We start from the raw sequence: 23,769 nt of genomic DNA on the forward strand, positions 1-23,769 counted from the left end.
CACGCGAAAGGCGGGCCAGGGTCACCTGGCCCGCCTTTCGCGTGTGGATCACCCGGCAGACGCGCAACCGACGTTGGCGATGCAGAAGGATGCACCGCCGGGACCGGCGTTGGCGTTCGCGCCCGGAACGTTGGCCTGCGCGCCCCCGCCGTCGGCCGAGGCGCCGGCACCAGGGACGGTCGCCTGTGCGCCGCCGCGGTCGGCTGATGCGCCGGCGCCCGGGACGGTGGCCTGTGCGCCGCCGCGGTCGGCTGAGGCGCCGGCACCGGGGACGGTGGCCTGTGCGCCGCCGTTGTCGGCGGAGGCGCCGGCACCGGGGACGGTGGCCTGTGCGCCGCCGTTGTCAGCGGAGGCGCCGGCACCGGGGACGGTGGCCTGTGCGCCGCCATTGTCAGCCGACGCACCGGCGCCCGGGACGGCGGCGCTTGCCTCTCCGGGTCCAGCGTTCGCACACGCGGGCCCCTCGACGCACGGCGCCGGCGGGGCCGGCTCGGCCAGTGCGGCGGGCACGCCCAGCGGGCTGAGGGCCAACGCCGCCGCGGCGGCACCGGCAAGGATGAATCGCTTGGAGGAGGAGTTGTCGAACATGCAGGGCGGGTACCACTGCGTCGCGTCGCCAAAACGTGACCAAGATCGACGCGTCAGAGGACGTCGTTGATGTCGTTCTTGAGCGCCTCGGCCCGTGTACCGAACACAGCCTGAACGTTGTGGCCCACCTCCACCACGCCCGCTGCGCCGAGGGATTTGAGTCGTGCGTGATCGACCTTCGCGGTGTCACGTACCTCGGTGCGCAGCCGGGTGATGCACGCGTCGACGTTGACGAGGTTGTCCCGGCCGCCGAAGGCCTCGATGAGCTGCTCGGCCTGGCTGGCGGTCGCCGTCGCGACGCCGGCGCCGGCGCCGTTGTCGTCGTCGACGGCGACCGTGGTCACCGACGCGGCGCCCTCGCCGAGGTTCGCCCGCTGTTCGGCGTCGAACTCCGCCTCCGGCTCCCGGCCCGGCGTCCGCATGTTCCAGCGCGTGATGACGACGCGGAACAGGACGTAGTAGAGGACGGCGAACGCCACGCCCATGCCGATGAGGATGGGGATGTTCTTGGCGGCCGGGGCGGTCCCGTACAGCAGCAGGTCGATCAGGCCCGCCGAGAACGAGAAGCCGAGGTGGACGTCGAGCAGATAGGCGAGCGCGAGCGAAAGGCCCGTCAGCACGGCGTGCACTACGTACAGCGGGAAGGCCACGAACATGAAGGCGAACTCGAGCGGTTCGGTGACGCCGGTGAGGAAGGCGGTGAGCGCGGCTGCCGACAGGATGCCCACCGCCACGCGGCGCTGCCGCTTGTTCGCGACGTGGATCATCGCCAGCGCAGCGGCCGGCAAACCGAACATGAGGATGGGGAAGAACCCGGCCGTGTACGCGCCGCCGGTCGGATCGCCCGCCGTGAACCGTGGGATGTCGCCGGTGAACACCTCGCCACCCGGGGACTGGTAGTCGCCGTAGAGGAACCAGATGTAGGAGTTCGGAATGTGGTGCAGGCCGAGCGGTATCAGCATGCGGTTGGCGAAGCCGTAGACGAACGCGCCGAATGCGCCTGCACCGGTAATGAACTCGCCGAGGCCGGTGAGACCGGCATCGAAGATGGGGTAGAAGTAGCTCATCGCGAAGGCCAGGAACAGTGATGCCAGGGACACGATGATCGGGACGAACCGGCGGCCGCCGAAGAAGCCGAGGTACGACGGCAGCTCGATGGTGTGGTACCGGTCGAACAGCCAGGCCGTCAGCAGGCCCACCACGATGCCCGCGAAGACGCTGTAGTTGATCTGCGCCTGCTCGCCGGCCTTGTCGAGTTCGCCGGCCAACACGATGGGCGACATCGTCTCGAACACGGCCTCCACGACCAGATATCCGACGACGGCGGACAGGGCGGTGGAACCGTCGGCCTTCCGCGCGAAGCCGATCGCGACGCCGACCGCGAAGAGTAGCGGCAGGTGGTTGAACAGCGCGCCGCCGGCAGCGCTCATCGCCTGGAAGAAGGCGCCGATGACCGGCGCGTCGATCTTGCCCAGCAGGTCGGGCTGTCCGAGACGCAGCAGGATGCCCGCGGCGGGAAGCACCGCGATTGGCAGCATGAGGCTCTTGCCGAGCCGCTGCAACTGTGCGAAGCCGGGAATGCGCAGGCGTGACTTCGCCTGCGCGGCAGTACTTTCGGTCGCCTCACTCATCGCTGATGGTCCTCCCTCGCCGCGCCCGCCACGTCGTGCGGAACGAGGAGAAAGCCTAGACCAGGAGGGCCGAAGGGGGGCCGGCTTGCGGACACGCTCGTAAGGTGGGAGGGCGAGACGACGACGAGGAGTGGCCACGGTGAGTGCGGTGCAGACGACGACGGTGATCGCTCCGGTGGCGGGACGCGCGGTGCCGCTCTCCGACGTGCCCGATCCGGTCTTCAGTCAGGGCATGGTGGGCTATGGCGCCGCCGTGGACCCGCCGCGCGCGGTGATCGAGGCGGTGGCTCCGGTCGGGGGCACGGTGCTCAAGCTGATGCCGCACGCCTACGTCGTCCTGACACCGGAGAAGGTCGGCGTGCTGGTGCACCTGGGCCTGGACACCGTCGCGCTCGACGGCGAGGGGTTCACCGCGCACGTCTCGCAGGGCGACGACGTGACCGCCGGGCAGCGCGTCATCACCTACGACGTCCCCGCGGTCGTGGCCAAGGGGCTGAACCCCATCGTGCCGGTGGTGGTGATGGACCTGCGCGATGCCGACCGGGTGATGGCCGCCGAAGCGGTGCTGGAGGGTGCCGAGATCGACGCCGGCACCGCGCTGTTCACGGCACACGGCTAGATGGAGGTCGTCATCGTGCCGGGCGGCGCCCAGAGCGGTGCCCACCGCAGCGACCCGGACCGACGGGGCATCTGAGTGCTGCTCACCGCGGACACCGTCGTGACCGGACCGGACGTGCTGCGGCCCGGGTGGATCGAGACGTCCGGCGACGGCGTGCGCGCCGTCGGCACCGGGGCGCCGCCACGCCCCGCCGACCACGAACTCGGGCCGGTCACCGTGATCCCCGGGTTCGTCGACACCCACGTGCACGGCGGCGGCGGAGCGGAGTTCGCACAGGCGTCCGACGCGGCGACGGAGGCCGCGGTCCAGGTGCACCGCGCGCACGGCACCACCGCGATCGTCGCGTCCGTGGTGACCGCGGCGCCCGACGACCTGCTGCGCCAGGTCCGTCACCTCGCCGGCCAGGTCCGCGCCGGGATCCTCGACGGCATCCACCTGGAGGGCCCCTGGCTGTCGACGCTGCGCTGCGGCGCCCATGACCCGGCGCTGATGCGCGACCCGGACCCCGCCGAGATCGACCGTCTCCTGGACGCGGGGGCCGGAGCCGTCCGCATGGTGACGATCGCGCCGGAACGTCCGGGCGCGTTGGACGCCATCCGCAGGTTCGCCGACGCCGGCGTGGTGGTGGCGGTCGGCCACACCGAAGCCACGTACGCTCGGACGCTCGAGGCCGTGGAGGCCGGCGCGACCGTCGGCACGCACCTGTTCAACGCGATGCGGCCCATCGACCGTCGAGAGCCCGGACCCGTGGTGGCGCTGCTGGAGCACCCCGCCGTGACGGTCGAGGTGATCACCGATGGCGTGCACGTCGCGCCGGCGATCTATCGGCACGTGGTGCGCAGCGCCGGTCCGGGGCGGGTGTCGCTGATCACCGACGCGATGGCCGCGACCGGGATGTCCGACGGCACCTACCGGCTCGGCGGGCTCGCCGTCGACGTCGCCGGTGGCGTCGCACGGGTGGCGGGCACCGAGACCATCGCCGGAAGCACGGCGACCATGGATCGGGTCTTCCGCTACGCGCTGGCGCACTGCGGTCTGCCGCCGGAACCGGCGCTGCACTTGGCGGTCGAGCAGTCGAGCCTCAATCCAGCTCGCGCACTTGGTCTTTCGATTGGTCTGAGCGCCGGCGCGCCGGCCGACCTGGTGGTTCTGGACGCGGGGCACGCCGTCACCGCGGTGTTGCGCCGCGGTCGGTGGGTGGTGGCGCCCTAGACCGTCTCGGGCAGCGCGGACCCCGTCGCCAGGTGCGCGTAGTCGCGGACGAGCCGCAACGCGGTCAGGCGGTCGACGGCCGGGTCGCGCGCCACGATGCGGTAGCCGAGGTAATCCTCCAGGGCCATCAGCGTCATCGCGACGTCGCGCGCCGGCGTGGCGAGCCGGAAGCTGCCGTCGGTCTCCCCGGCGGTGAGGATGCGCTCGTAGAGCCCCACCTGCCGGTGGTAGATGCCCTGTACGTCGCGGCGCTGGTCGAGTTCGAAGCCGGCGGCGAGCACCGCCCGCCAGATCGCCCGCCACTCGGCGTCCTCCGGGCCGGTCGGCAGGCCCGCGGCGATCACGTAGGCGAGGCGCTGCGGGGAACCGTCGGTGGTCTCGGCGATCGCGAGCCGTTCGTCGTAGAACCGGACGTCGGAGCGCAGCGCCAGTTCGGCGAGCAGCTCGTGCATGTCCTTGAAGTAGTAGCGCACCGCGTTGGCGGTCAGCCCGAGTTCGGCGGCGACGTCGGCGATCCGCAGCGTGGCGAGGTCGTGCCGCTCGATGAGCCCGATCGCCGCGTCGAGGATCTCCTCGCGGCGTTCGATCTGACGGTTCGGCCGTGGCACCCCCTCATGATCCACGCCGCGGCGCCCGGAGCGTCGGCAACATCGGATTCCGTCCGTTCCGTTGCGCGCCGCCCGTAGGAGGCGCATTATTTTCCGACTAGGAAAAGAACTCCTGCCACGAAGGACGTCATGCGCGCTCGAGATCTCGGCGTCGTCGTCGGGGTGCACCCGACCGGAGAACACAACGCCATCACCGACGTACCCGGCGTGCGCGTCGGGCACGTGACCCTGCACGACGACGGCCCGCCGGCCGTGCACACCGGCGTCACCGTCGTCGTGCCGCACGACGACATCTGGACCGAACCGGTGTTCGCGGGTGCCCACCGACTCAACGGCAGCGGCGAGCTGACCGGGCTGGAGTGGATCCGCGAGTCCGGCGAACTCACCACCGCCATAGGTCTGACGAACACGCACAGCGTCGGCGTCGTTCGCGACGCCCTGGTCGACGCCCAGATCGGTGCCCGCGGCGAGGGTGTCTACTGGTCGCTGCCGGTGGTGGGGGAGACCTACGACGGCCTGCTCAGCGACATCAACGGCCACCACGTCCGCGCCGAACACGTGCACCAGGCGCTGGCCGACGCGCGCGGCGGCCCGGTCGCCGAGGGCAACGTCGGTGGTGGTGCCGGCATGATCTGTCACGAGTTCAAGGGCGGCATCGGCACCGCATCGCGCGTCACCGACACCGCCGCCGGCCGCTACACCGTCGGCGCGCTGGTGCAGGCCAATCACGGCCGGCGGGAACGGTTGCGCGTCAACGGGATCGGCGTCGGTGCCCGGATCGGTCCGGACGTGGTGCCGCTGCCCGGCGTGCCCGCGCAATTCGAACGCGGATCGGGGTCGATCATCGTCCTCGTCGCCACCGATGCGCCGCTGCTCCCGCACCAGTGCACCCGCCTCGCGCAGCGCGCCGCACTGGCCGTCGCGAACGTCGGCGGCACCGGTGAGCAGTACAGCGGCGACCTGATGCTGGCCTTCGCCACCGGCAACCGCGGCATCCCGTCCTACGCCTGGGACGAGGACCCGCAGGCCGAGCGGCCCGAGGTGCCGCTGCGGATGGTCGCGCCGCAACTGATGACGCGGCTGTTCGACCTCACGGTCGAGGCCACCGAGGAAGCCATCGTCAACGCGCTGGTCGCCGCCACCACGCTCACCGGACGTCACGGCATGACCGTGCACGCCCTGCCCCACGACCTGCTCGCGCAGGCCTGCTTCCAGGAGGAACGATGACCACGACGGGCACGGAGAACGGCACCGACACCGGCGCCGGGCGGCTACGCGGGCACCTCGGCAGCGTCGCGGTGGTGTTCATGGTCGTCGCGGCGGCCGCGCCGCTGACCGTGATCGGCGGCAACATGCCGCTGGCGATGGCGCTGGGCAATGGTGCCGGCGCACCGGTGGGCTTCGTCCTCGCCGCACTGGTGCTGCTGGTCTTCAGCGTCGGCTTCGTGACGATGACGCCGCACGTCCCCGAGGCGGGAGCGTTCTTCTCCTACGTCACCGTGGGTCTCGGCAGGCGCCTGGGCACCGGCATCGCCGTGGTCGCGCTGATCGCCTACACCGCCATCCAGGTCGGCATCTACGGCTACATCGGCTGGGCCATCGACGACACCGTCCGGTTCTACGGCGGCCCGGAGGTGCCGTGGCCGGTGTACGCGTTCGCCGTACTCGCGATCGTCGCGTTGCTTGGGTACCGCCACATCGACCTCAGCGCCAAGGTGCTCGGCATCGCGCTGGCCCTCGAGATCGGCATCGTGCTGCTGCTCGACGTCGTCATCGTCGGCAAGCCCGGGCCCGCCGGGCTGACGCTCGACTCCTTCCGCCCCGAGGTCTTCACCAGCGGCACCCTGGGCATCGCGGTCCTGTTCGCGCTCACCGGGTTCATCGGCTTCGAGGCCACCGCGGTGTTCCGCGACGAGGCACGCGATCCCGAGCGCACCATCCCGCGCGCCACCTACGCCGCGGTGCTCATCATCGGCGGGTTCTACGCGCTGACCTGCTGGGCGTTCGTCGTGGCCACCGGCCCGGACGAGGTAAGCGCCACGGCGCAGCGCACCCTCGACGGCGAGGGCAACATGCTGCTGGACACCACGGGTGCGATGCTCGGCGCACTGGGCCGCGACGTGGTCAACGTCCTGCTGCTCACCAGCCTGTTCGCCTGCGTGCTGTCGTTCCACAACGTCATCGCCCGCTACCAGTTCGTGCTGTCCGGGCGCGGGCTGCTGCCGACCCGCCTGGGCGTCGTGCACGACCGACACCGGTCGCCGGCGTTCTCGTCGGTGGTGCAGACCGTCACCGCGGCGGTCATCGTGGCGCTGCTGGCGGTGTTCGGCGTCGACCCACTGGTCGGGGTGTTCGGCTCGATGGCCGGTGTCGCGACCGTCGGCATGGTGCTGCTGATGTTCACCACGTCGGTTGCCGTGCTGGTCTTCTTCGTGCGTCACCGCGCCGAGTCGCGCGGCCGACTCTGGCAGACGCGGATCGCGCCTGCGGTCGCCTGCGTCGGCCTGCTCACCAGCCTGTGGCTGGTGCTGTCCAACTTCACGCTGGTCACCGGTGGCAGCGTCGCGCTGAGCGCGGCCCTGGCCGCGGTGCCGTTCGTAGGCCTGCTGGTGGGCGTCGCGCTCGGCAGCCGGTTGCGCGTGCCGGCTACCCGGTAGCGCCGTCGACGAAGGCGATGAGGCGCGGGTCGTCGGAGGTGAAGCGTTCGACCTCCTCCCCGCCGTCGCAGCGCAGCAGCGCGATGGTGATGCCGTGCCGGGTGCGGGCAATCACCTCCCACGTCGCGCCGGCGTCCTGCCAACGGATCAGCTCGGCCACCCGGTCCCGGTCGTCGTCCACCGCTCCACGATGGCACGCCCACCGCGACGATCCGCTGTCGTAGGCTGCCGCGGTGGACGTCGCGTCGCGCATCGGCATCGGAGCGGTGTTCGTGTGGCTCGGCATGGTGCTCGCGATCTCGTTCCTCGAGGCGCCGTTGAAGTTCCGGGCGCCCGGCATCACCCCGCAGCTCGGACTGGGTATCGGCCGCCTGGTGTTCCGGGCGCTCAACGTGTGCGAGCTGCTGCTGGCCGTCGTCGCCGCGGTCACCCTGTTCGCGCACGAGACGTCGACGGCGGCGACGGTCGCCCTGACCGCGGCCGGCGGCGCACTGGTGGTGCAGACGGCGATCCTGCGGCCCCTGCTGTCGCGGCGCACCGCGCTGGTGCTCGCCGGCGAGCACGACCGCGGGCGGTCGATCGCGCACTACCTCTACGTCGGGCTCGAGGTGGTCACGGTGGTGGCGCTGATCGCCGCCGGGGTGCTGCTGCTCGGCAACTGACGGGACGCCCGCGCCGTGAGGTCGGGAGCGGTTGGGTAGCCAAGGCTGCCCTTACTCCCTCGGGTAGGCTCGGCGCCGAGATGACCGAGATCGAAGAGGCACTGCCGGTGCTGCCGCGCGAACTGACCGACGTCACCGACGAGGTCCGGGCCGTTCCGGCCCCGCCGACGCCGGTGCTCGCCGAGCCCTACTTCTTCCGGCTCGCCGACGCCGACGCCGACGCCGCTTTGATCTCGGAGTGGATGAACCGGCCGCACCTCGCGGAGGCGTGGGAGTATGACAATCCGCCCGGCTGGTGGCGAAACCACCTGCGGGCGCAGTTGATCGGCGACTACTCGCGGCCGTTCGTCGGCAGCTTCAAGGGCCAGGAGATGGCCTACCTCGAGGTGTACCGTGCGGCGAAGGACTCGATCGCCCCGCGGTACGCGTGCGACCCGCACGACCTCGGTCTGCACGCCGCCATCGCGGACCTCAAGTTCGTCAACAAGGGCATCGCGCCGATCCTGCTGCCCCGCGTGGTGGCCAGCCTGTTCGACCTCGAACCCCGGTGCCGCCGCATCATGTTCGACCCGGACCACCGCAACAGCGGCGCCCGCGCGGTGTGCGAATGGGCTGGCTGCACCTTCCTCGGCGAGCACGACATGGCCAATCGCCGGATGGCGCTCTACGCCCTGCCGCGCACCCCCGAGGACGCGCCGCAGCGCTGAGACCGCGTCAGGGAAGCTGGTCGAACTCCGCGTAGCCGTCGTGGTCGGGCTTCATCGCCGCCGCCACCAGCTCCCACAGCACCTCGTCGGTGCCGCCGCCGACCCGTGCGAGCTTCATGTCCCGCCACCACCGGCCCAGCGGCGTCTCGTCCACCAGGTAGCCGGAGCCGCCGAAGATGTGCATGCACTCGTTGACGACCTCCTCGCCGAGGCGCGCGGCCGAGACCTTCATGGCGGCGGCGGCCCGCAGGTCCAGCCTGCCGGTCGCCGCAACGCCGTCCAGGGCGTAGCGCAGCATGTCCACCCGGGCCTGCAGGTCGGCCAGCCGCAGCCGCAGTGCCTGGTGCTCGTAGAGCGTGTGGCCGAATTGTCGACGAACCATCATGCGCGCCAACGTGATACCGATGACCCGCTGCGCCGAGGTCGAGACCAGCCCGGCCACCGACATGCGCTCCTGCGCCAGGCCCCAGGAGATCGCCGCGAGGCCGATGCCTGCGCGCGCGACCAGCGCGTCGGCGGGTACCCAGGTGTCGATGTGCACTGCGGCGGTGTCGAGCGGTCCGGCGCCCACCTTGCGGTAGGGCGTTTGGATCTCGCACTGCGCCAGGGGCACGGCGATGACGACGACGCTGCCGTGCTTGCTGTTCGGGTCGTGATCGACGCTGCGGGCGACGGCCATCACGTGGTCGGCGATGGGGGACAGCGACACGTACTTCTTGATGCCCGTGACCCGGAAGCCGGCGCCGTCGGTGCGCACCTCGGTGCCGACGATCTGCAGGTCCGATCCGCCGGACTGCTCGGAGGCGCCGATGCACAGCACCGCCTCGCCGCGGATGGCCTGCTCGGCGATGTCCTTGAGGTAGTCCGACTTGCCGAACCGGCGCAGGATCGCGATCGCCGAGTCGTGCAGGCCGACGCCCACGCCGATGCCCGCCGAACCCAGCGTGCCGAGCTTGCGGGCCAGCGTGATGACCTTCGCGACGTCGGACTGCTGCTGACCCGGCGGCCACTTGGCGGCGAACACGCCGCTGGCACCGAGGTATTCGATGAGCTGGCGCGGGAAGCGTTCGGTGGCCTCGGCCTGCGCGGTCCACGCGGTGATGCGCTCGTCGAAGACCCGGTCGAGGAGCGCGGCGTAGTCCTCGGCCGTCTCGTTCCCGGTGGTCGACACCGGCGGTGCGTCCGTCGTCGCGGTCATCGCGCGCCCTCCAATTGCCGTTTGACTTCGAGTCGCTTCAACTTGCCCGACGAGGTCCGCGGCAGCGAGCCAGGCTTCAGGAAGACCACGTCGGCGGGCACCACACCGCAGGTGGAGGCGATCAGCTGCACCACCTCGCTGCGGGCGGTCGGCTCGTCGGTGCCCTTGAACTCCGCGGCGATGACGAGCCCGGGCCGGGCCGTCGCCTCGCCCGTGCCGACCGCGACGACGCCGCCCTCGCGGACCCCGTCGACCCGGGCGGCGATGCGCTCGATCTCGGTGGGGAACACGTTGCGACCGGCGACGGTGATGAGTTCCTTCGCGCGGCCGCAGACGACCAGTCCGCCGTCGACGAAGTAGCCGATGTCGCCGGTCGGCAGCCATGCGGTGGGGTCGATGGGGTCCTCGCCGACGTAGCCGGTCATCAGCGACGTGCCGCGGACCTCGACCTCGCCGACCTCGCGGTCGCGCACGTCGGTGTCGTGGTCGGCGTCGGTGTTCAGCCGCACCTCCATGCCGGGGACGGCGTGGCCGAGGACGGCGTAGCGCCGTACCGACTCGTGGCCGTCGGCCCGCACGGTCAGCTCGTCGGTCGCCAGACCCGAGAACGGGGCGGGAACGGTGACGGCACAGGTGGATTCGGCGAGGCCGTAGGAGGGTGCCAGCGCGGCGGCGTCGAAGCCGAAGCGTGCCATCTCGGTGGCGAAGCGTGCGGTGCCCTCGCAGTCGACGGGCTCGCCGCCGTTGAGCGCGAAGCCCAGGTTGCTCAGGTCGACGTCGTCGCCGACGATCTTGGCGTACTTGCCGACGATGTTGAACGCCATGTTCGGTGCGGCGGTCATGGTGGCACGGCTCTCGGTGAGCCATGTCAGCCAGCTGAACGGCGACGCCGCGAAGGCCGTGGTCGGCGCCTGCCACAGGTCGGCACCGCCGAGAAGGGCGGTCATCACGAACGCCAGGCCCATGTCGTGATAGATCGGCAGCCAGCTGTGCGCGCGACTGTTGTGGTCGACGACGACGTGCTCGACGAGTCCGCGGTAGTTCGCGAGCGCGGCGGCCGGTGAGATCCGGGCGGCCTTCGGCGTCCCGGTCGAGCCGGCGGTGCCCTGCAGGATGGCGACGTCGCCGCCGACGGGAGCCGCGAAGGAGCGCGAACGTCGTTCGTGGGCAACGTGTCCGACGTCGAGGACCTCGAGGCCGGCGTGGGCGTCGCGCAGCAGGTCGTGCGGTGCGCCGTGGGCCAGCACGGCGGTCACGCCGATCGAGCGGAAGCGGTCCGCGGTGGCCAGCGCCCACTGCCGGGGGTCCGCGCCGCGGACGGGACCCGGGAGGATCGACAGCGCGGTGCCGGCGAAGAAGGCGCCGGGAATGGCGGCCATGAATTCCACGGTGGGATCGCCGATCAGGCCGACGGCGCGGACGCCGCCGTCGGCGAGGCGCTCGGCGACGTTTTCCGCGCGGGCGTGCACCTCCTGCCACGGATGTCGCTGCCACGCTCCGATGTCGGCATCGAGGACCGCCAGGACGTTGGGGGAGTCCGTCATCGCCGCCGACACGGCGGCCGCGAGGTCGTTCACGGATTGCTCGGCGCTGCAGGCACCTTGGCGAGGATGGCGTCCTCCAGTTCGCCGACGGTGTCGCAGCTGAGCAGGTCCTCCTCGGTGAGCGCGACGCCGAGCTTGTCCTCGATGGCCACCATGCCCACGGCGAACGCGACCGAGTCCAGACCGACGTCGTCGATGAGTCGGGACGCGCGGGTGACCCGGCCGACGTCGACGTTCATGTCGTCACGCAGGATCTCGCTGAGGGCAGCACTGACCGACTCCGAACTCGACTTCTCCATGGCGGTGGAGATTACACGGCGGGATAAGGCAAGGCTATGCTTACGTCCCGGCGATGGCGTCGACCAGCGCGAATCCTGCGAACGCCGCCGCCAGACCCACGGCGAGGCTGGCGAGCGCGTAGGCCAGCGCCACCCGAGGGCGCGAGCGCAGCTGCAGCATCAACTCCAGCCCGAAGGTCGAGTACGTCGTCAGCGCACCGCAGAACCCGACGCCGAGGATCTGCCCGGCCACCGGCCCCACTGGCACGGCGGTCAGCACGGCGAGCAGGAACGACCCCGCCACGTTCACCGCGAACGTGCCCCACGGCAGCGCCCGGCCCACGTTGAACGCGCGATCGGCCAGGTAGCGCAGCGGCGCACCGACGGCGGCGCCGAGCGCCACCCACAGCAATGTCATCGCGGCTCCCGCCGCCGCAGAAACGTCATTGCGGCTGCCGCCGCTGCACCGCCCACAGGCCCAGGCCGGCGGCCAGGACGCCGCTGCCGAGCTGCAGGCCCAGGTAGGCCAGACCCAGCGCCGGCCGGCCCGCCGCGATCACGGCGTGGACCTCGACGACGTGGGTGGAGAACGTCGTGTAACCGCCGAGGAACCCGGTGCCGAGGAACGGCCGGACGAGGTGGTGCGGCGTGAACCGCTCGATCGCGCCGACCAGCAGGCCGATGCCGAAGCAGCCGGTGACGTTGATGGCGAACGTCGCCCACCCGATCGTCCCGGCGGGATGTGGCCACGCCTGCTCCAGGACGGCACGCAGGACGGCGCCCAGCACGCCGCCCAGCGCCACCACCGCCAGAATCCTTGGCATCGCCAGGGAGCATAGAGACAGACGCCGGGCGAATTCTTCGGGGACGGTCCGGTGCGGCGCGCCGGGGAGGAGCAGAATCGACGCCATGGCGGCCAACCCACGCGCCGGGCAACCGGCACGACCAGAGGACCTCATCGACGTGGCCCAGGTGGTCACCGCCTACTACTCGGTGGTGCCCGACCCCGAGAACGTGGACCAGCAGGTCGCGTTCGGCACCTCGGGCCACCGCGGGTCGAGCCTCGATGCGGCGTTCAACGAGGCGCACATCCTGGCCACCACGCAGGCGATCGTCGAGTACCGGGCCACCCAGGGCACCACGGGGCCGCTGTTCATCGGGCGGGATACCCACGCGCTGAGCGAGCCGGCGTGGACCTCGGCGCTGGAGGTGCTCGCCGCCAACGACGTCGTCGCGTTCATCGACGCCGCCGACCGGTACACCCCGACCCCCGCCGTCAGCCACGCGATCCTGACCTACAACCGCGGCCGGTCGTCGGATCTGGCTGACGGCATCGTCGTGACGCCGTCGCACAACCCGCCCCGCGACGGCGGCTTCAAGTACAACCCACCCAACGGCGGCCCGGCCGACACCGACGCCACCGGGTGGATCGCGAAGCGCGCCAACGAGATTCTGCGCGGCGGCCTCGCCGATGTGAAACGGGTGCCGCTCGCCCGGGCGCTGACCACCGCCCGACGGCACGACTACCTCGACGCCTACGTTCGGGATCTGCCGAATGTCGTCGATCTCCACGCCATCCGTGCCGAAGGGGTGCGCATCGGCGCCGACCCGCTCGGCGGCGCCAGCGTCGACTACTGGGGTGCCATCGCCGAGACGCACGGGCTGGACCTGACGGTGGTCAACCCGCTGGTCGACGCGACGTGGCGGTTCATGACGCTCGACACCGACGGCAAGATCCGGATGGACTGCAGCTCGCCCAACGCCATGGCCTCGCTGATCGCGAAGATCGGCGACTACCAGATCGCCACCGGCAACGACGCGGACTCCGACCGGCACGGCATCGTCACCCCCGACGGCGGGCTGATGAACCCGAACCACTACCTGGCGGTGGCCATCGACTACCTCTACGCCAACCGGCCCGGCTGGCCCGGGTCGACGGCGGTGGGCAAGACCGCGGTCAGCAGCTCGATCATCGACCGCGTCGTGGCAGGCATGGGCCGCACGCTGGTCGAGGTGCCGGTCGGGTTCAAGTGGTTCGTCGACGGGCTCGTCGGCGGAAGCATCGGGTTCGGCGGCGAGGAGAGCGCCGGGGCGTCGTTCCTGCGCACCGACGGCACCGTGTGGACCACCGACAAGGACGGCATCATCCTGGCGCTGCTGGCCTCGGAGATCGTCGCGAAGACGGGGGCGACGCCGTCGCAGCGCTACGCCGAGCTGGCCGAGAAGTACGGCGCACCGACCTACGCGCGCATCGACGCGCCCGCCGACCGCGAGCAGAAGGCGCGGCTGGCCAAGCTCTCGGCCGATCAGGTGAGCGCCACCGACCTCGCCGGCGAGCCGATCACCGCCAAGCTCACCTCTGCGCCGGGCAACGGCGCGCCGCTCGGCGGGCTGAAGGTCACCACCGAGAACGCGTGGTTCGCGGCGCGGCCCTCGGGCACCGAGGACGTGTACAAGATCTACGCCGAGTCGTTCAAGGGTCCCGAGCACCTGAAGGAGGTGCAGGAAGCGGCTCGCGAGGTGGTGAATACAGTCATCTCGTGAGTGCGGAGGCTGACTGTACGTCTGCGGCGGAGGAGTCCAAGCCCCGGCTGCCCAGCGAGGTCTGGGTCCTGATCTTCTGCAACGCGGTGGTCGCCCTCGGCTACGGGGTGGTGGCGCCGGTGCTGCCGCAGTACGCGCGCAACTTCGGAGTGAGCATCGCCGCGGCGACGTTCGTCATCACCGCGTTCGCGTTGATGCGGCTGGTCGGTGCGCCACCCGCCGGGCTGTTCGTGCAGCGGTTCGGCGAGCGCCGGGTGTACGTCACCGGGCTGCTGATCGTGGCGCTGTCGACCGGGGCGTGCGCCTTCGCCGAGACCTACTGGCAGCTGCTGCTGTTCCGGTCGCTCGGTGGTCTGGGGTCGGCGATGTTCACCGTGTCGTCGCTGGGCCTGATGATCCGAATCTCGCCGCCGGACGCCCGTGGGCGTGTGGCGGGGATGTTCACCTCGGCGTTCCTCGTCGGTTCGGTCGGCGGCCCGGTGCTGGGCAGCCTCACAGCCGGGCTCGGGTTGTCCATGCCGTTCGTCATCTACGGCATCGCGCTGCTGATCGCGGCGGGCGTCGTGTTGGTCACGCTGCGCCGGTCGTCGTTGGCGGCGCCGGAGGAGCAGACCGAGCCGGCGATCAGCGTGCGGGTCGCGCTGCGCAACCGGGCCTACCGGGCGGCGCTGGCATCGAACTTCGCGACCGGCTGGTCGGCGTTCGGGCTGCGGGTGGCGTTGATCCCGCTGTTCGTCGTGGAGGTGCTCGACCGCGGGGCGGGCGTGGCCGGGCTGGCGCTGGCGACCTTCGCCGTCGGCAACGTGGCGGTCGTGATTCCCAGCGGGTACCTGTCCGACCGCGTGGGCCGCCGCATCCCGCTGCTCGTCGGGTTGCCCGTGGCGGCGGCGTCGACGCTGCTGGTGGGGTTCACGACGTCGATGCCGGTGTTCCTGGCGGCGGCGTTCGTCACGGGCGCGGCGACGGGCATCTTCATCTCGCCGCAGCAGGCGGCCGTGGCCGACATCGTCGGCAGCAAGGCCCGCGGCGGGACCGCCGTCGCGACGTTCCAAATGATGTCCGACTTCGGGGCGATCCTGGGCTCGCTGGCCGTCGGGCAGATCGCCGAGCACTTCTCCTACGGGGCGGCGTTCGCCGTCAGCGGCGGCATCCTGCTCGCCGCGGCGATCGGGTGGGTGTTCGCGCCGGAGACCCGGCCCCAGCGGTCGCACACGCCGGCCCGGCCGCTCGGCCCCGACGCCGGCGGCGAGGTGCCCTGACCACTGATTTTGGGCCTGCGTGCACCGTGGTGTAACTTCGATGAGCACGACGAGGGGCTATGGCGCAGTTGGTAGCGCACCACACTGGCAGTGTGGGGGTCAGGGGTTCGAATCCCCTTAGCTCCACTCCTCCTCGAGAACCCGCTCCGGCCGCTGGCTGGAGCGGGTTCTCTGCCATCGAAGGCATTGATGCCGAGGCGTCAGTAGTTGGGCTCCTCCGCGCTGGCTGCATCGACGAGGTTCGACAGCGAGATTCCGTCCATGTTGTAGAACATCGCACCGCTCGGATCGGCCACGACGTCGACTTGAACGAACTTCTGGGTCCCCCTGCGGGTGGTGGCCGTGAGGAGCCCCCGATATTGGTTCAAGTCGACGTTGATGAGTTGAAGTTCATCGTCGACGGTGATGCCGAAATCCTTGGTCCGGTCGTTCGTGGCAATCTGCTCGCGGGCCAGCACCACCACCTGGCTGGCTACCTGATCGACGTTGGTCGTTGGAGGAGGAGGCGGCGGCGGCAGCGGATCTTCCCACCAGTGACCGCCGACCACGACGGAGATGGCGAACGCAGACACGCCAGTGAACACGATGGTCTGCACGATGCGGATGACGTTCTCCGTCTTCATCAGCCCTGCCCCCGCTTGAACGAACGTAGCGGTCCACCCCGCCGCCACGCAGCAAAGGGTAGAACACGTCGGCTCGCGAAGGGAGCGATGCGCTGATTCGCTGCGGGCGAGGTCTTGTTGGAGATCGCGGAACCGCACACCGCTCAACCCACCGCGTCGCCCCGTCACTCAGACGCTGCAGTGGTCCCGAAGATCGGCCAGCAGATCTCCGTGGCGGTGAACGCCAGGGGAGCCGACGGCGTGCTGCCGAGGTAGTGCTCGCGGATCGGTCCCTGGTGACTGATCAGGTGCTCGTTGACGTACGTCCCCAGGGCCCCGTAGCTGCGGTCGATGTCCGCGTCGTGCGTGCCGGGGTGCACGAGCACCGCGTACTCGGCGGCAGGAAGGACCTCGGCCCGGACGCCGTGGGGAGCGGTGGCGGATTCCGGGGCGGGCACGAACAACGTGGCCTCGCCGCGTGTTTCGAGGAAGACCGCCCGGTCGTAGAGGCCACCCAGCTCGAGTGCGGCCGGTGCGCCTGCCGCCGAGTCGATGGCGTGACGCAGCGTCCCCAGCGCGGCCATGAACCAGTCGTCGATCTCGGAGACCTCGATGACGGCGCCGACGGACCACACGGCGAGCGCGGGTTCGTGGCGCACCTCGACGTCGGCGGTGGTCCGGACGGGGGAGAGCAGCTCACGCAGCGCGCCCACGGCATCGCGGGTCTGCTGCAACTGTGCCTCCATCCGTTCGAGGTGGGTCGTGATGATCTCCGTGCGGGCCGCCGCGTCGTCCGTGCTCAGCAGCGCCTTGATGTCCGGGATGGACATGCCCAGCGACCGGAACCGGCGAATGATGTGCGCGTGATCGACTTGGCCGGTGTCGTAGAAGCGGTACCCGGTGACGGCGTCGATGTGGGCCGGTTCGAGGATGCCGATGTCGTGGTAGTGCCGTAGCGCCTTGCGGCTCAGGCTGGTCATCACCGCGAAGTCACCGATCGAGACCTGCGCGCCCATGGGGTCCTCCTCTGCGTTTCACCGTCACGGCTCACGCCATCCTCGTGCCTCCCCCTAGGGGAAGGTCAACACCGCTCGCGAATTCGATCAAGGGCTTGACCTTCCCCTTACGGCAACCTCGATGGTGGCGTCATGACCAACACGCAATGGGATGCACTCCCAGACACCGTCAGGACGTTCATGACCGCCGTCGACGCACGGGAAGCCGACCGAGCCCTCGCCACGCTCACCCCGGACGCCGTCGTCACCGATGAGGGCCACGACTACGCCGGCCACGACGCCATCGGATCGTGGGTCGCGACCGCGGCCAGCGAATACACCTACACCACCGAGATCACCGGCGCGACGGTGCTCGAACGGGACACCGACACGATCTTCGACGTCGCACAGCATCTCGAGGGTGACTTCCCCGGTGGGGTCGCCGACCTGCACTACCGGTTCAGCCTCGACGGCGCACTGATCAGCCGGGTGGTGATCGAGCCGTGACGCGGCGTTGGTTCATCACCGGTGGGACGCCCGGCAACTTCGGGACGGCGTTCGCCGAGGCGGCGCTCGATGCCGGGGACCGGGTCGTGCTCACCTCCCGGCGCCCGCAGCAGCTGGCGACATGGGCAGAGGAGTACGGCGACCGCGTCCTCGTCGTGCCACTGGACGTCACCGACGCCGAGCAGGTGCAGCGCGCGGTGCGTACCGCCGAGGAGCACTTCGGCGGCATCGACGTGCTCGTCAACAACGCCGGCCGCGGCTGGTTCGGATCGATCGAGGGCATGGACGAGTCGGCGGTGCGGGCGATGTTCGAGCTGAACTTCTTCGCGGTGCTGTCCGTGACGCGCGCGGTGCTCCCGGGGATGCGCGCCCGCGGGAGTGGCTGGATCGTGAACGTGTCCTCGGTGGCCGGGCTGGTGGCGGCGACCGGGTTCGGCTACTACAGCGCGACGAAGTTCGCCGTGGAGGCCGTCACCGAGACGCTGCGCGCCGAGGTCGCCGCACAGGGCATCTCGGTGCTGGCCGTCGAACCGGGAGCGTTCCGCACCAACGCCTATGCCGGCTTCGCCGATGAGCCCGTCGAGGAGCCGATCCCCGAGTATCACGACATGCTGCGGCAGGTGCGCGACGCGTTCGTGGCGATGGACGGCGTGCAACCCGGCGATCCGCACCGCGGTGCGCGGGCAGTCATCGCGGCGCTGGCGCAGGACCCGCCTCCGCGGCGGCTGGTCCTCGGCAACGGCGGGTACGACGCCGTGATCGAGACGCTGGAGGGTGCGGTGGCGGACATCCGGGCGAACGAAACCCTCTCTCGCAGCGCCGACTTCCCGGCCGGGTAGCCGACCCCGTCTACCGGCCCGTGATCGCGTTGGCGACCCGCGCGATGCGGCTGGTGTGGCCCAAGCCGTTGGCCTCGCGGCGGTCGGCGGTGCGGTAGAGCGCGTACATGCTCTGCACGCCCAGCCAGCGCAGCGGCTCGGGCTCCCACCGGCGCACCCGGCGGCCCACCCACGGCAGGCGGGTCAGCTCGGTCTGCCGCCGCAGCACCAGGTCCGCCAGCGTGCGGCCGGCCAGGTTGGTGGTGGTGAGGCCGCTGCCGACGTAGCCCCCGGCGGTTCCCATCCCGGAGGCGGTGTCGAAGTCCACGGTCGCCGTCCAGTCCCGCGGCACGCCGAGCACCCCGCACCAGGCGTGCTCGATCGGCACCGCCGACGTGGCGGGGAACATGTCCCGGGTCAGGGCGGTCAGCGCATCGATCGTCCACTGCTGCGTCGCGCCGCGGTCGTCGAGCTTGGACCCGAACCGGTAGGGAATCCCGCGCCCGCCGAGGGCAATACGGTCGTCGGCGGTTCGCTGGGCGTACATGTAGCCGTGCGCATAGTCGCCGAGCAGTTCTGCACCGCGCCAGCCGATCCGGTCGTGCACGTCGGCCGGCAGGGGAGCGGTGACGATCATCGACGAGTTCATCGGCAGCCAGCTGCGCTTCTGCCCCTCGATGCTGCCGGTGAAGCCCTCAAGGCAACGCAATACCACCGGCGCTCGCACCGTGCCGCGGTCGGTCACCGCGCGGCCCGGCTCGATCCGGGTGACCGTGGTCTGCTCGTAGATCGTCACGCCGAGGCCCGCCACCGCGGTGGCGAGGCCCTGAACCAGCTTGGCCGGTTGTACGCGGGCGCAGTGCGGGCTGAACATGCCGCCCAGCGACCCGGCCACCCGCACCCGGTCGTCGATCTCCGAGCGGCTCAACTCGACGAAGTCGTCCGGGCCTGCGCCCCAATCCCGTTCGTAGCGCACGCCGTCCTTCAGCCGCTGCAGCTGCGGGGCGTTGCGGGCCACGTGCAGTAGGCCGTCCTTGACGATGTCCGCGTCGATGCCCTCGTCCTTGGCGACGGCGATAACCTCGTCGACGGCCTCGCGCATCGCCCGCATCAGATCGACCACGCCCTGGTGGCCGTGCGTCGACGCATAGGCGTCCCGCGAGCCCGCCAGCTCGGCCGACAGCCAGCCGCCGTTGCGTCCCGACGCCCCGAACCCCGCGAACTCGCGCTCGACGATGACGATGCGCAGGTCCGGCTGCGTGCGCTTCAGGTAGTACGCCGTCCACAGCCCGGTGAAGCCGGCCCCGACGATGCACACGTCGGCCTCGCGGTCGCCGGGCAGTGCCGGCCGCGGTTGCGGCAGCCCGATCTCGGAGTACCAGAACGACACACCGCCGTTGGTGGGCTGCTGAGACATGAGAACTCCTAGTTCGTCGAGACCGACGGCGCGCCGTCGAGGGTGAGGACCGAGGCGTCCTCGGCCCGGAAGGTCAGCCACACCGGGGCATCGGGGTGCACCGACGTCAGTGCGGCGCCGGCACTCTCGCGGACCAGCACCGTGCTGCCGTCGTCGAGGCGCACCTCGACCTTGCGGGCGTTGCCGAAGTACACCTCCTGGATGACGCGACCGCTGACGGCGTTGTCGCTCAACGGCTCCTGCGTCCCCGGCTGCAGCGCGATGCGCTCCGGCCGCACCACGACGGCCACGTCCCGTGCGCTCGGCAGCGGGCCGCGGGTGGCCCGCAGCGCCCGGCCGCCGGCCTGGACCCGGTCGCCGTCGAGGATGCCGCGGAACACCGACGACTCGCCGAGGAACTGGGCGACGAACAGGCTGGTCGGGTGTTCGTAGAGATCCGACGGCGTGCCGATCTGCTGGATTCGCCCGTCGTCGAACACCGCGATCCGGTCGGACAGCACCAGCGCCTCGTCCTGGTCGTGGGTGACGTAGACGAAGGTGGTGCCCAGCTCGGCGTGAATCCGCTTGATCTCCAACTGCAGTGTGTCCCGCAGCTTCTTGTCCAGCGCCCCGAGCGGCTCGTCCATGAGCAGCACCCGCGGGCTGTAGACCATGGCGCGGGCCAGCGCGACGCGTTGCTGCTGGCCACCCGACAGTTCCTTCGGCTTCCGTCGGCCCAGGTGTTCGAGGCCGACCATCCGCAGCGCGTCGGCCACCATGCCCGCCCGCTGCGCCTTGCCGATGGAGCGCTGCCGCAGCGGATAGTCGACGTTGTCGGCGACGCTCATGTGCGGGAACAGCGCGTAGTGCTGGAAGACCATGCCGATGTTGCGCTTGTAGGGCGGCAGGTCGGCGACCGGGCTGCCGTCGATCGCCAGCTCGCCGGACGTGACGTCGACGAAACCGGCGATCATGTTGAGCGTCGTCGTCTTGCCCGACCCGCTGGGGCCCAGCAGCGTGAGGAACTCGCCCGGGCGGGCGTCGAGGTCGATGGCGTCGACGGCAGTGACCTCGCCGTACCGCTTGGTCAGTCCCCGCATGGTGATCGAGGCACCGTGCGGCTGGTGGTCATCGGACACGATTCCTCCTGATGGCGACGACGCTGGCGAGGATGGTGAGCGCCGTGGTGAGCGCGAGGATCACCGTGGCGGCCGCGGCGATGGTGGGGTCGGTGTCGCGGGTGACCGACGCGTACATGCGCACCGGAAGCGTCTGCAGATACGGACTTTGGATGAACAGCGACAGGACGACCTCGTCGAAGCTGGTCGCGAAGGCGAACAGCGCACCGGAGAGCACGCCCGGGGCCACCTGCGGCAGCGTGATGGTGCGGAAGGTCGTCCACCGGTTGGCCCCGCAGATCGCCGCCGCGTCCTCCAGTCGACGGTCGAAGCCCTGCAGGCTGGCGCTCACCGGGATGATGACGAACGGCAGCGCCAGGACGCTGTGCGCCACCACGAATCCCGTCGTCGTGCCGAGCAAATTCAACCGTAGGTAGATCGCGTAGATGCCGATCGCCACGACGATGACGGGAACGATCATCGGCGACAGCAGCAGCGCCCGCAGACCCTGGTCGCCGAAGAAGCGCGTCCGGCTGAACGCGACCGCGGCGGCGGTGCCGCACACCGTCGCCACGACCGCCACCAGCAGCCCGACCCGGATGCTCGCCTCCAGCGACCACAGCCAGGACGGGTCGGTGAAGAAGTTGACGTACCACTGCGTCGAGAAGCCGGTCGGCGGAAAGGTGAACGACGGCCGGTCGGTGAAGCTCAACGGGATGACGACCAGTGACGGCGCCACCAACCACGCCGCCACCACCGCGCAGAACAGTCCCAGCACCGTCCGCCATAGTCGGCGCGTCACGAGGGCCGCTCCGAGGACGCGCGGCGCAGCGAGAACATCAGCACCGCCAGCACGGCGAAGGTCAACAGCAGCAGCACGACGCCCATGGCTCCGCCGCGGCCCCACTGCAGCAGGCTGTTCACCTGCACGTAGATCTGCTGGCTGATCAGCGCGTTGTCGGGTGCGCCCAGCAGCGCCGGCGTGACGTAGAAGCCGAGGCTGGAGATGAAGACCATCAGGGCCCCCGCGCCGATGCCGGGCATGGTCAGCGGCACCCAGATCCTCGTGAACGACGTCAGCGGTCGCGCGCCCAGGCTCGACGAGGCCAGCACCAGCCTGCGGTCGATGCCCGACATGACCGCATACAGCGGCAACACCATGAACGGCAACAGGATCTGACTCATGCCGATCACGACGCCGAGGTTCGTGCGGATCAGCTGGACGTCACCGAGGCCCACCAGGCTCAGTGCCGCGTGCACGGGACCGTTGTCCTGCAACAGGATCACCCACGCGAACGTCCGCACCATGAGGCTGGTCCAGAACGGGACGAGCACCAGCAGCGTCAGGACCGCGCGCACCTTCGGCCCGAAGGCCACCATGGCGTACGCGTACGGGTAGCCGAGCAGCAGACAGATGACGGTCACCTCGAGTCCCGTGGTGAACGTGCGCAGCAGCACCTCGCGTTGCACGGCGTCGCCGACGTACCAGGCGAAGTTGTCGAACCCGGCGCCGGGATCGGTGAAGGCGCGCCACAGCATCACGCCCAGCGGCACGGCGAACACGCCGAGCACCAGCACCAGCGAGGGCGCCAGCAGGGCATAGGCGCCGCGCCGCCTGCGCTGTGCGCCCGCGGCCTCGGTGCCCGACGCCGGCGGTGCTGCGCTGCCGGAGAGGACGTCGACGACGGTCATGGTGTGGTGCGTCTCCTACTTGGCGAGCCAATCGGTGTAGGCCCCGACCATGTCGTCGTTGTTCTTGGCCCACCAGGCGAGGTCGATCGGGAAGCGGTCCTCGAGTCGCTCCGGGGTGGTCGTGAGGTAGCTCTGCGCCAGCTGGTCGAGCTGCGGCTTCGCGTCGACGTTGATCGGGCTGTAGGACGTCAGCTCGGACAGCTTCGCCTGCTGCTGGGCGCCCAGGTAGTAGTTGATCAGCGCCATCGACGCCTTGGGGTTCTTGGCGCCCTTGGGCACGGCGATCGTGTCGGCCTCGGGCATCCACTGGTTCCACATCGGCGCGAAGGGTGCCCCGTTCTTCACCGCGGAGTAGGCGCGCCCGCTCCACACCAGCGCCATGTCCACCTGGCCGGCCTCGATGAGCTGCTGGGAGTGCGCGCCGCTGTTCCAGAACACGATGTCGTCGCGGATCGAGGACAGCTTGCGCAGCGCCCGCGGCGCGTCGATCGGGTACATGGCGCCGGGTGCGACGCCGTCGGCCAGCAGCGCGCCCTCGAGCACGCCGGGGTCGAGTTCGCCGGCGATGCCCTCGACGGAGCGCTTGCCGGGGAACTTCGCGGTGTCGAAGAAGTCGGCCCACGACTTCGGCGGATTGGCGCCGTACTTCTTGGTGTTGTAGACGACGATCAGGCCGTATCCCATTGCGGGAACCGAACAGTCGTCGGTCTTCGCGCCCGGCGGGATCTTGCTGACGTCGACGATGCTGGTGTCGATCGGCACGAACAGCTCGCCGCAGTGCTGGGCGGTGAAGACGTTGGTGGTGTCGATGACGTCCCAGGTGACGTTGCCGGACTCGACCTGCGACTTGATCTTCGTGCTCTCGGTGGGGCCGTCCTGCAGGACGCGGGCGCCCGACTCCTTCGCGAACGGGTCGACGGCGGCCTGGGTCTGGCCGTCCTGGAAGATGCCGCCGTAGGAGACGAACGTCAGGGTGACGCCCTTGAGCAAGTCGGCCTTGATGGTGCCGGCCTGCGGCGGGCCGCTGCCGAGGTCGACGTCGGCGCCGGGCGCCGGGCCAGACGAGCACGCGGCGGTGAGCAGGACGGCCGCCATGCCGCTTCCAATGGCCTTCAGTGCGGGGGACATGTGGAC

General features: G+C 70.5%; 26 protein-coding genes and 1 tRNA gene. 11 read left to right on the top strand and 16 right to left on the bottom strand.

The features are described 5' to 3' along the window. Positions 1 to 48: 48 nt before the first annotated feature. Both FZ046_RS27675 and FZ046_RS14735 read right to left on the bottom strand, forming a co-directional pair. A complete protein-coding gene (locus tag FZ046_RS27675; protein WP_211372242.1) occupies positions 49 to 588 on the bottom strand; it encodes a hypothetical protein in 540 nt (179 codons plus the stop codon). A gap of 53 nt (positions 589 to 641) precedes the next feature. Then, on the bottom strand, positions 642 to 2,219 hold the full coding sequence (locus tag FZ046_RS14735; protein WP_070352369.1) for a PTS transporter subunit EIIC: 1,578 nt from the start codon (positions 2,217 to 2,219) through the stop codon (positions 642 to 644). Positions 2,220 to 2,367: 148 nt separating this feature from the next. On the opposite strand from FZ046_RS14735, the gene FZ046_RS14740 reads away from it, so the two are divergent. Then, the gene (locus FZ046_RS14740) at positions 2,368 to 2,838 is read left to right on the top strand and encodes a PTS sugar transporter subunit IIA (protein WP_070352421.1); all 471 of its coding nucleotides are present in this window, start codon (positions 2,368 to 2,370) and stop codon (positions 2,836 to 2,838) included. Positions 2,839 to 2,913: 75 nt separating this feature from the next. Continuing rightward, positions 2,914 to 4,050: an N-acetylglucosamine-6-phosphate deacetylase gene (nagA, locus tag FZ046_RS14745; RefSeq protein WP_070352368.1), complete on the top strand. Its 1,137-nt coding sequence runs from the start codon at positions 2,914 to 2,916 to the stop codon at positions 4,048 to 4,050. Here the strand turns inward: nagA and FZ046_RS14750 are convergent. Further along, complete coding sequence (locus FZ046_RS14750) at positions 4,047 to 4,658, bottom strand: TetR/AcrR family transcriptional regulator (RefSeq protein WP_246182786.1); 612 nt, start codon at positions 4,656 to 4,658, stop codon at positions 4,047 to 4,049. The two genes, nagA and FZ046_RS14750, sit on opposite strands and share 4 nt — an antisense overlap. A 129-nt stretch (positions 4,659 to 4,787) precedes the next feature. Between FZ046_RS14750 and FZ046_RS14755 the strand changes: the two genes are divergently transcribed. Together FZ046_RS14755 and FZ046_RS14760 are read left to right on the top strand one after the other, a co-directional pair. Next, positions 4,788 to 5,885, top strand: coding sequence for a DmpA family aminopeptidase (locus FZ046_RS14755; RefSeq protein WP_070352367.1), 1,098 nt, complete (start codon positions 4,788 to 4,790; stop codon positions 5,883 to 5,885). Then, complete coding sequence (locus FZ046_RS14760) at positions 5,882 to 7,315, top strand: APC family permease (RefSeq protein ID WP_070352366.1); 1,434 nt, start codon at positions 5,882 to 5,884, stop codon at positions 7,313 to 7,315. The genes FZ046_RS14755 and FZ046_RS14760 overlap by 4 nt, the downstream gene beginning before the upstream one ends. Here FZ046_RS14760 and FZ046_RS14765 read toward each other — a convergent pair. Further along, positions 7,305 to 7,496, bottom strand: coding sequence for a hypothetical protein (locus tag FZ046_RS14765; protein ID WP_070352419.1), 192 nt, complete (start codon positions 7,494 to 7,496; stop codon positions 7,305 to 7,307). The genes FZ046_RS14760 and FZ046_RS14765 overlap by 11 nt on opposite strands. 52 nt (positions 7,497 to 7,548) lie before the next feature. Between FZ046_RS14765 and FZ046_RS14770 the strand changes: the two genes are divergently transcribed. Together FZ046_RS14770 and FZ046_RS14775 are read left to right on the top strand one after the other, a co-directional pair. Next, a complete protein-coding gene (locus tag FZ046_RS14770) occupies positions 7,549 to 7,977 on the top strand; it encodes a hypothetical protein (protein ID WP_149484267.1) in 429 nt (142 codons plus the stop codon). Positions 7,978 to 8,057: 80 nt separating this feature from the next. Beyond that, the gene (locus FZ046_RS14775) at positions 8,058 to 8,684 is read left to right on the top strand and encodes a GNAT family N-acetyltransferase (protein ID WP_070352364.1); all 627 of its coding nucleotides are present in this window, start codon (positions 8,058 to 8,060) and stop codon (positions 8,682 to 8,684) included. 7 nt (positions 8,685 to 8,691) lie between these two features. Here the strand turns inward: FZ046_RS14775 and mbtN are convergent, their stop codons facing one another. The 5 genes from mbtN to FZ046_RS14800 are packed head-to-tail and all read right to left on the bottom strand — an operon-like array spanning position 8,692 to position 12,528. After that, positions 8,692 to 9,882: a mycobactin biosynthesis acyl-ACP dehydrogenase MbtN gene (mbtN, locus tag FZ046_RS14780; protein WP_070352363.1), complete on the bottom strand. Its 1,191-nt coding sequence runs from the start codon at positions 9,880 to 9,882 to the stop codon at positions 8,692 to 8,694. Continuing rightward, positions 9,879 to 11,426 carry a long-chain-fatty acid--ACP ligase MbtM gene (mbtM, locus tag FZ046_RS14785; RefSeq protein ID WP_070352418.1) on the bottom strand — a complete coding sequence of 516 codons (1,548 nt, stop codon included), beginning with the start codon at positions 11,424 to 11,426 and terminating at the stop codon, positions 9,879 to 9,881. Before mbtM ends, mbtN begins: the two co-directional genes overlap by 4 nt. 29 nt (positions 11,427 to 11,455) lie before the next feature. Next, positions 11,456 to 11,725, bottom strand: coding sequence for a mycobactin biosynthesis acyl carrier protein MbtL (locus tag FZ046_RS14790; protein WP_070352362.1), 270 nt, complete (start codon positions 11,723 to 11,725; stop codon positions 11,456 to 11,458). A 40-nt stretch (positions 11,726 to 11,765) separates the two neighbouring features. Beyond that, complete coding sequence (locus FZ046_RS14795) at positions 11,766 to 12,122, bottom strand: fluoride efflux transporter FluC (protein WP_070352361.1); 357 nt, start codon at positions 12,120 to 12,122, stop codon at positions 11,766 to 11,768. Between the two features lie 25 nt (positions 12,123 to 12,147). Further along, positions 12,148 to 12,528 (bottom strand): fluoride efflux transporter FluC, encoded by a 381-nt coding sequence (locus FZ046_RS14800; RefSeq protein ID WP_070352360.1) that lies wholly within the window; start codon positions 12,526 to 12,528, stop codon positions 12,148 to 12,150. Positions 12,529 to 12,613: 85 nt separating this feature from the next. Here FZ046_RS14800 and pgm point away from each other — a divergent pair, with 85 nt between their 5' ends. From pgm to FZ046_RS14815, 3 genes are all read left to right on the top strand, one after another. Beyond that, positions 12,614 to 14,248, top strand: coding sequence for a phosphoglucomutase (alpha-D-glucose-1,6-bisphosphate-dependent) (gene pgm, locus FZ046_RS27940; protein WP_070352359.1), 1,635 nt, complete (start codon positions 12,614 to 12,616; stop codon positions 14,246 to 14,248). Further along, entirely contained in the window at positions 14,245 to 15,507 is a 1,263-nt protein-coding gene (locus FZ046_RS14810) for an MFS transporter (RefSeq protein WP_070352358.1), read from the top strand. Before pgm ends, FZ046_RS14810 begins: the two co-directional genes overlap by 4 nt. 53 nt (positions 15,508 to 15,560) lie before the next feature. Continuing rightward, positions 15,561 to 15,633 (top strand) — tRNA-Ala (locus tag FZ046_RS14815). A 74-nt stretch (positions 15,634 to 15,707) separates the two neighbouring features. On the opposite strand, the gene FZ046_RS14820 is transcribed toward FZ046_RS14815, so the two are convergent. Then, a complete protein-coding gene (locus tag FZ046_RS14820; protein ID WP_125939686.1) occupies positions 15,708 to 16,178 on the bottom strand; it encodes a hypothetical protein in 471 nt (156 codons plus the stop codon). A 116-nt stretch (positions 16,179 to 16,294) separates the two neighbouring features. Then, the gene (locus tag FZ046_RS14825; protein WP_070352356.1) at positions 16,295 to 17,125 is read right to left on the bottom strand and encodes a MerR family transcriptional regulator; all 831 of its coding nucleotides are present in this window, start codon (positions 17,123 to 17,125) and stop codon (positions 16,295 to 16,297) included. Between the two features lie 132 nt (positions 17,126 to 17,257). On the opposite strand from FZ046_RS14825, the gene FZ046_RS14830 reads away from it, so the two are divergent. Both FZ046_RS14830 and FZ046_RS14835 read left to right on the top strand, forming a co-directional pair. Then, entirely contained in the window at positions 17,258 to 17,611 is a 354-nt protein-coding gene (locus FZ046_RS14830) for a nuclear transport factor 2 family protein (protein WP_070352355.1), read from the top strand. Continuing rightward, positions 17,608 to 18,450 carry an SDR family NAD(P)-dependent oxidoreductase gene (locus FZ046_RS14835; RefSeq protein WP_070352354.1) on the top strand — a complete coding sequence of 281 codons (843 nt, stop codon included), beginning with the start codon at positions 17,608 to 17,610 and terminating at the stop codon, positions 18,448 to 18,450. The genes FZ046_RS14830 and FZ046_RS14835 overlap by 4 nt, the downstream gene beginning before the upstream one ends. Positions 18,451 to 18,460: 10 nt before the next feature. Here the strand turns inward: FZ046_RS14835 and FZ046_RS14840 are convergent, their stop codons facing one another. From FZ046_RS14840 to FZ046_RS14860, 5 genes are read right to left on the bottom strand one after another with little or no spacing between them, the layout of a single operon-like run. Further along, a complete protein-coding gene (locus FZ046_RS14840; protein ID WP_070352353.1) occupies positions 18,461 to 19,846 on the bottom strand; it encodes an NAD(P)/FAD-dependent oxidoreductase in 1,386 nt (461 codons plus the stop codon). An 8-nt stretch (positions 19,847 to 19,854) separates the two neighbouring features. After that, on the bottom strand, positions 19,855 to 20,964 hold the full coding sequence (locus tag FZ046_RS14845) for an ABC transporter ATP-binding protein (protein WP_070352352.1): 1,110 nt from the start codon (positions 20,962 to 20,964) through the stop codon (positions 19,855 to 19,857). Continuing rightward, positions 20,954 to 21,745 (bottom strand): ABC transporter permease, encoded by a 792-nt coding sequence (locus FZ046_RS14850; RefSeq protein ID WP_070352351.1) that lies wholly within the window; start codon positions 21,743 to 21,745, stop codon positions 20,954 to 20,956. Before FZ046_RS14850 ends, FZ046_RS14845 begins: the two co-directional genes overlap by 11 nt. Beyond that, the gene (locus FZ046_RS14855) at positions 21,742 to 22,635 is read right to left on the bottom strand and encodes an ABC transporter permease (protein WP_070352350.1); all 894 of its coding nucleotides are present in this window, start codon (positions 22,633 to 22,635) and stop codon (positions 21,742 to 21,744) included. The genes FZ046_RS14850 and FZ046_RS14855 overlap by 4 nt, the downstream gene beginning before the upstream one ends. A 15-nt stretch (positions 22,636 to 22,650) precedes the next feature. Further along, positions 22,651 to 23,763 carry an ABC transporter substrate-binding protein gene (locus FZ046_RS14860; protein WP_070352349.1) on the bottom strand — a complete coding sequence of 371 codons (1,113 nt, stop codon included), beginning with the start codon at positions 23,761 to 23,763 and terminating at the stop codon, positions 22,651 to 22,653. Positions 23,764 to 23,769 lie beyond the last annotated feature (6 nt).

Source organism: Mycolicibacterium grossiae (assembly GCF_008329645.1).
GTDB classification, from domain to species: Bacteria; Actinomycetota; Actinomycetes; order Mycobacteriales; family Mycobacteriaceae; genus Mycobacterium; species Mycobacterium grossiae.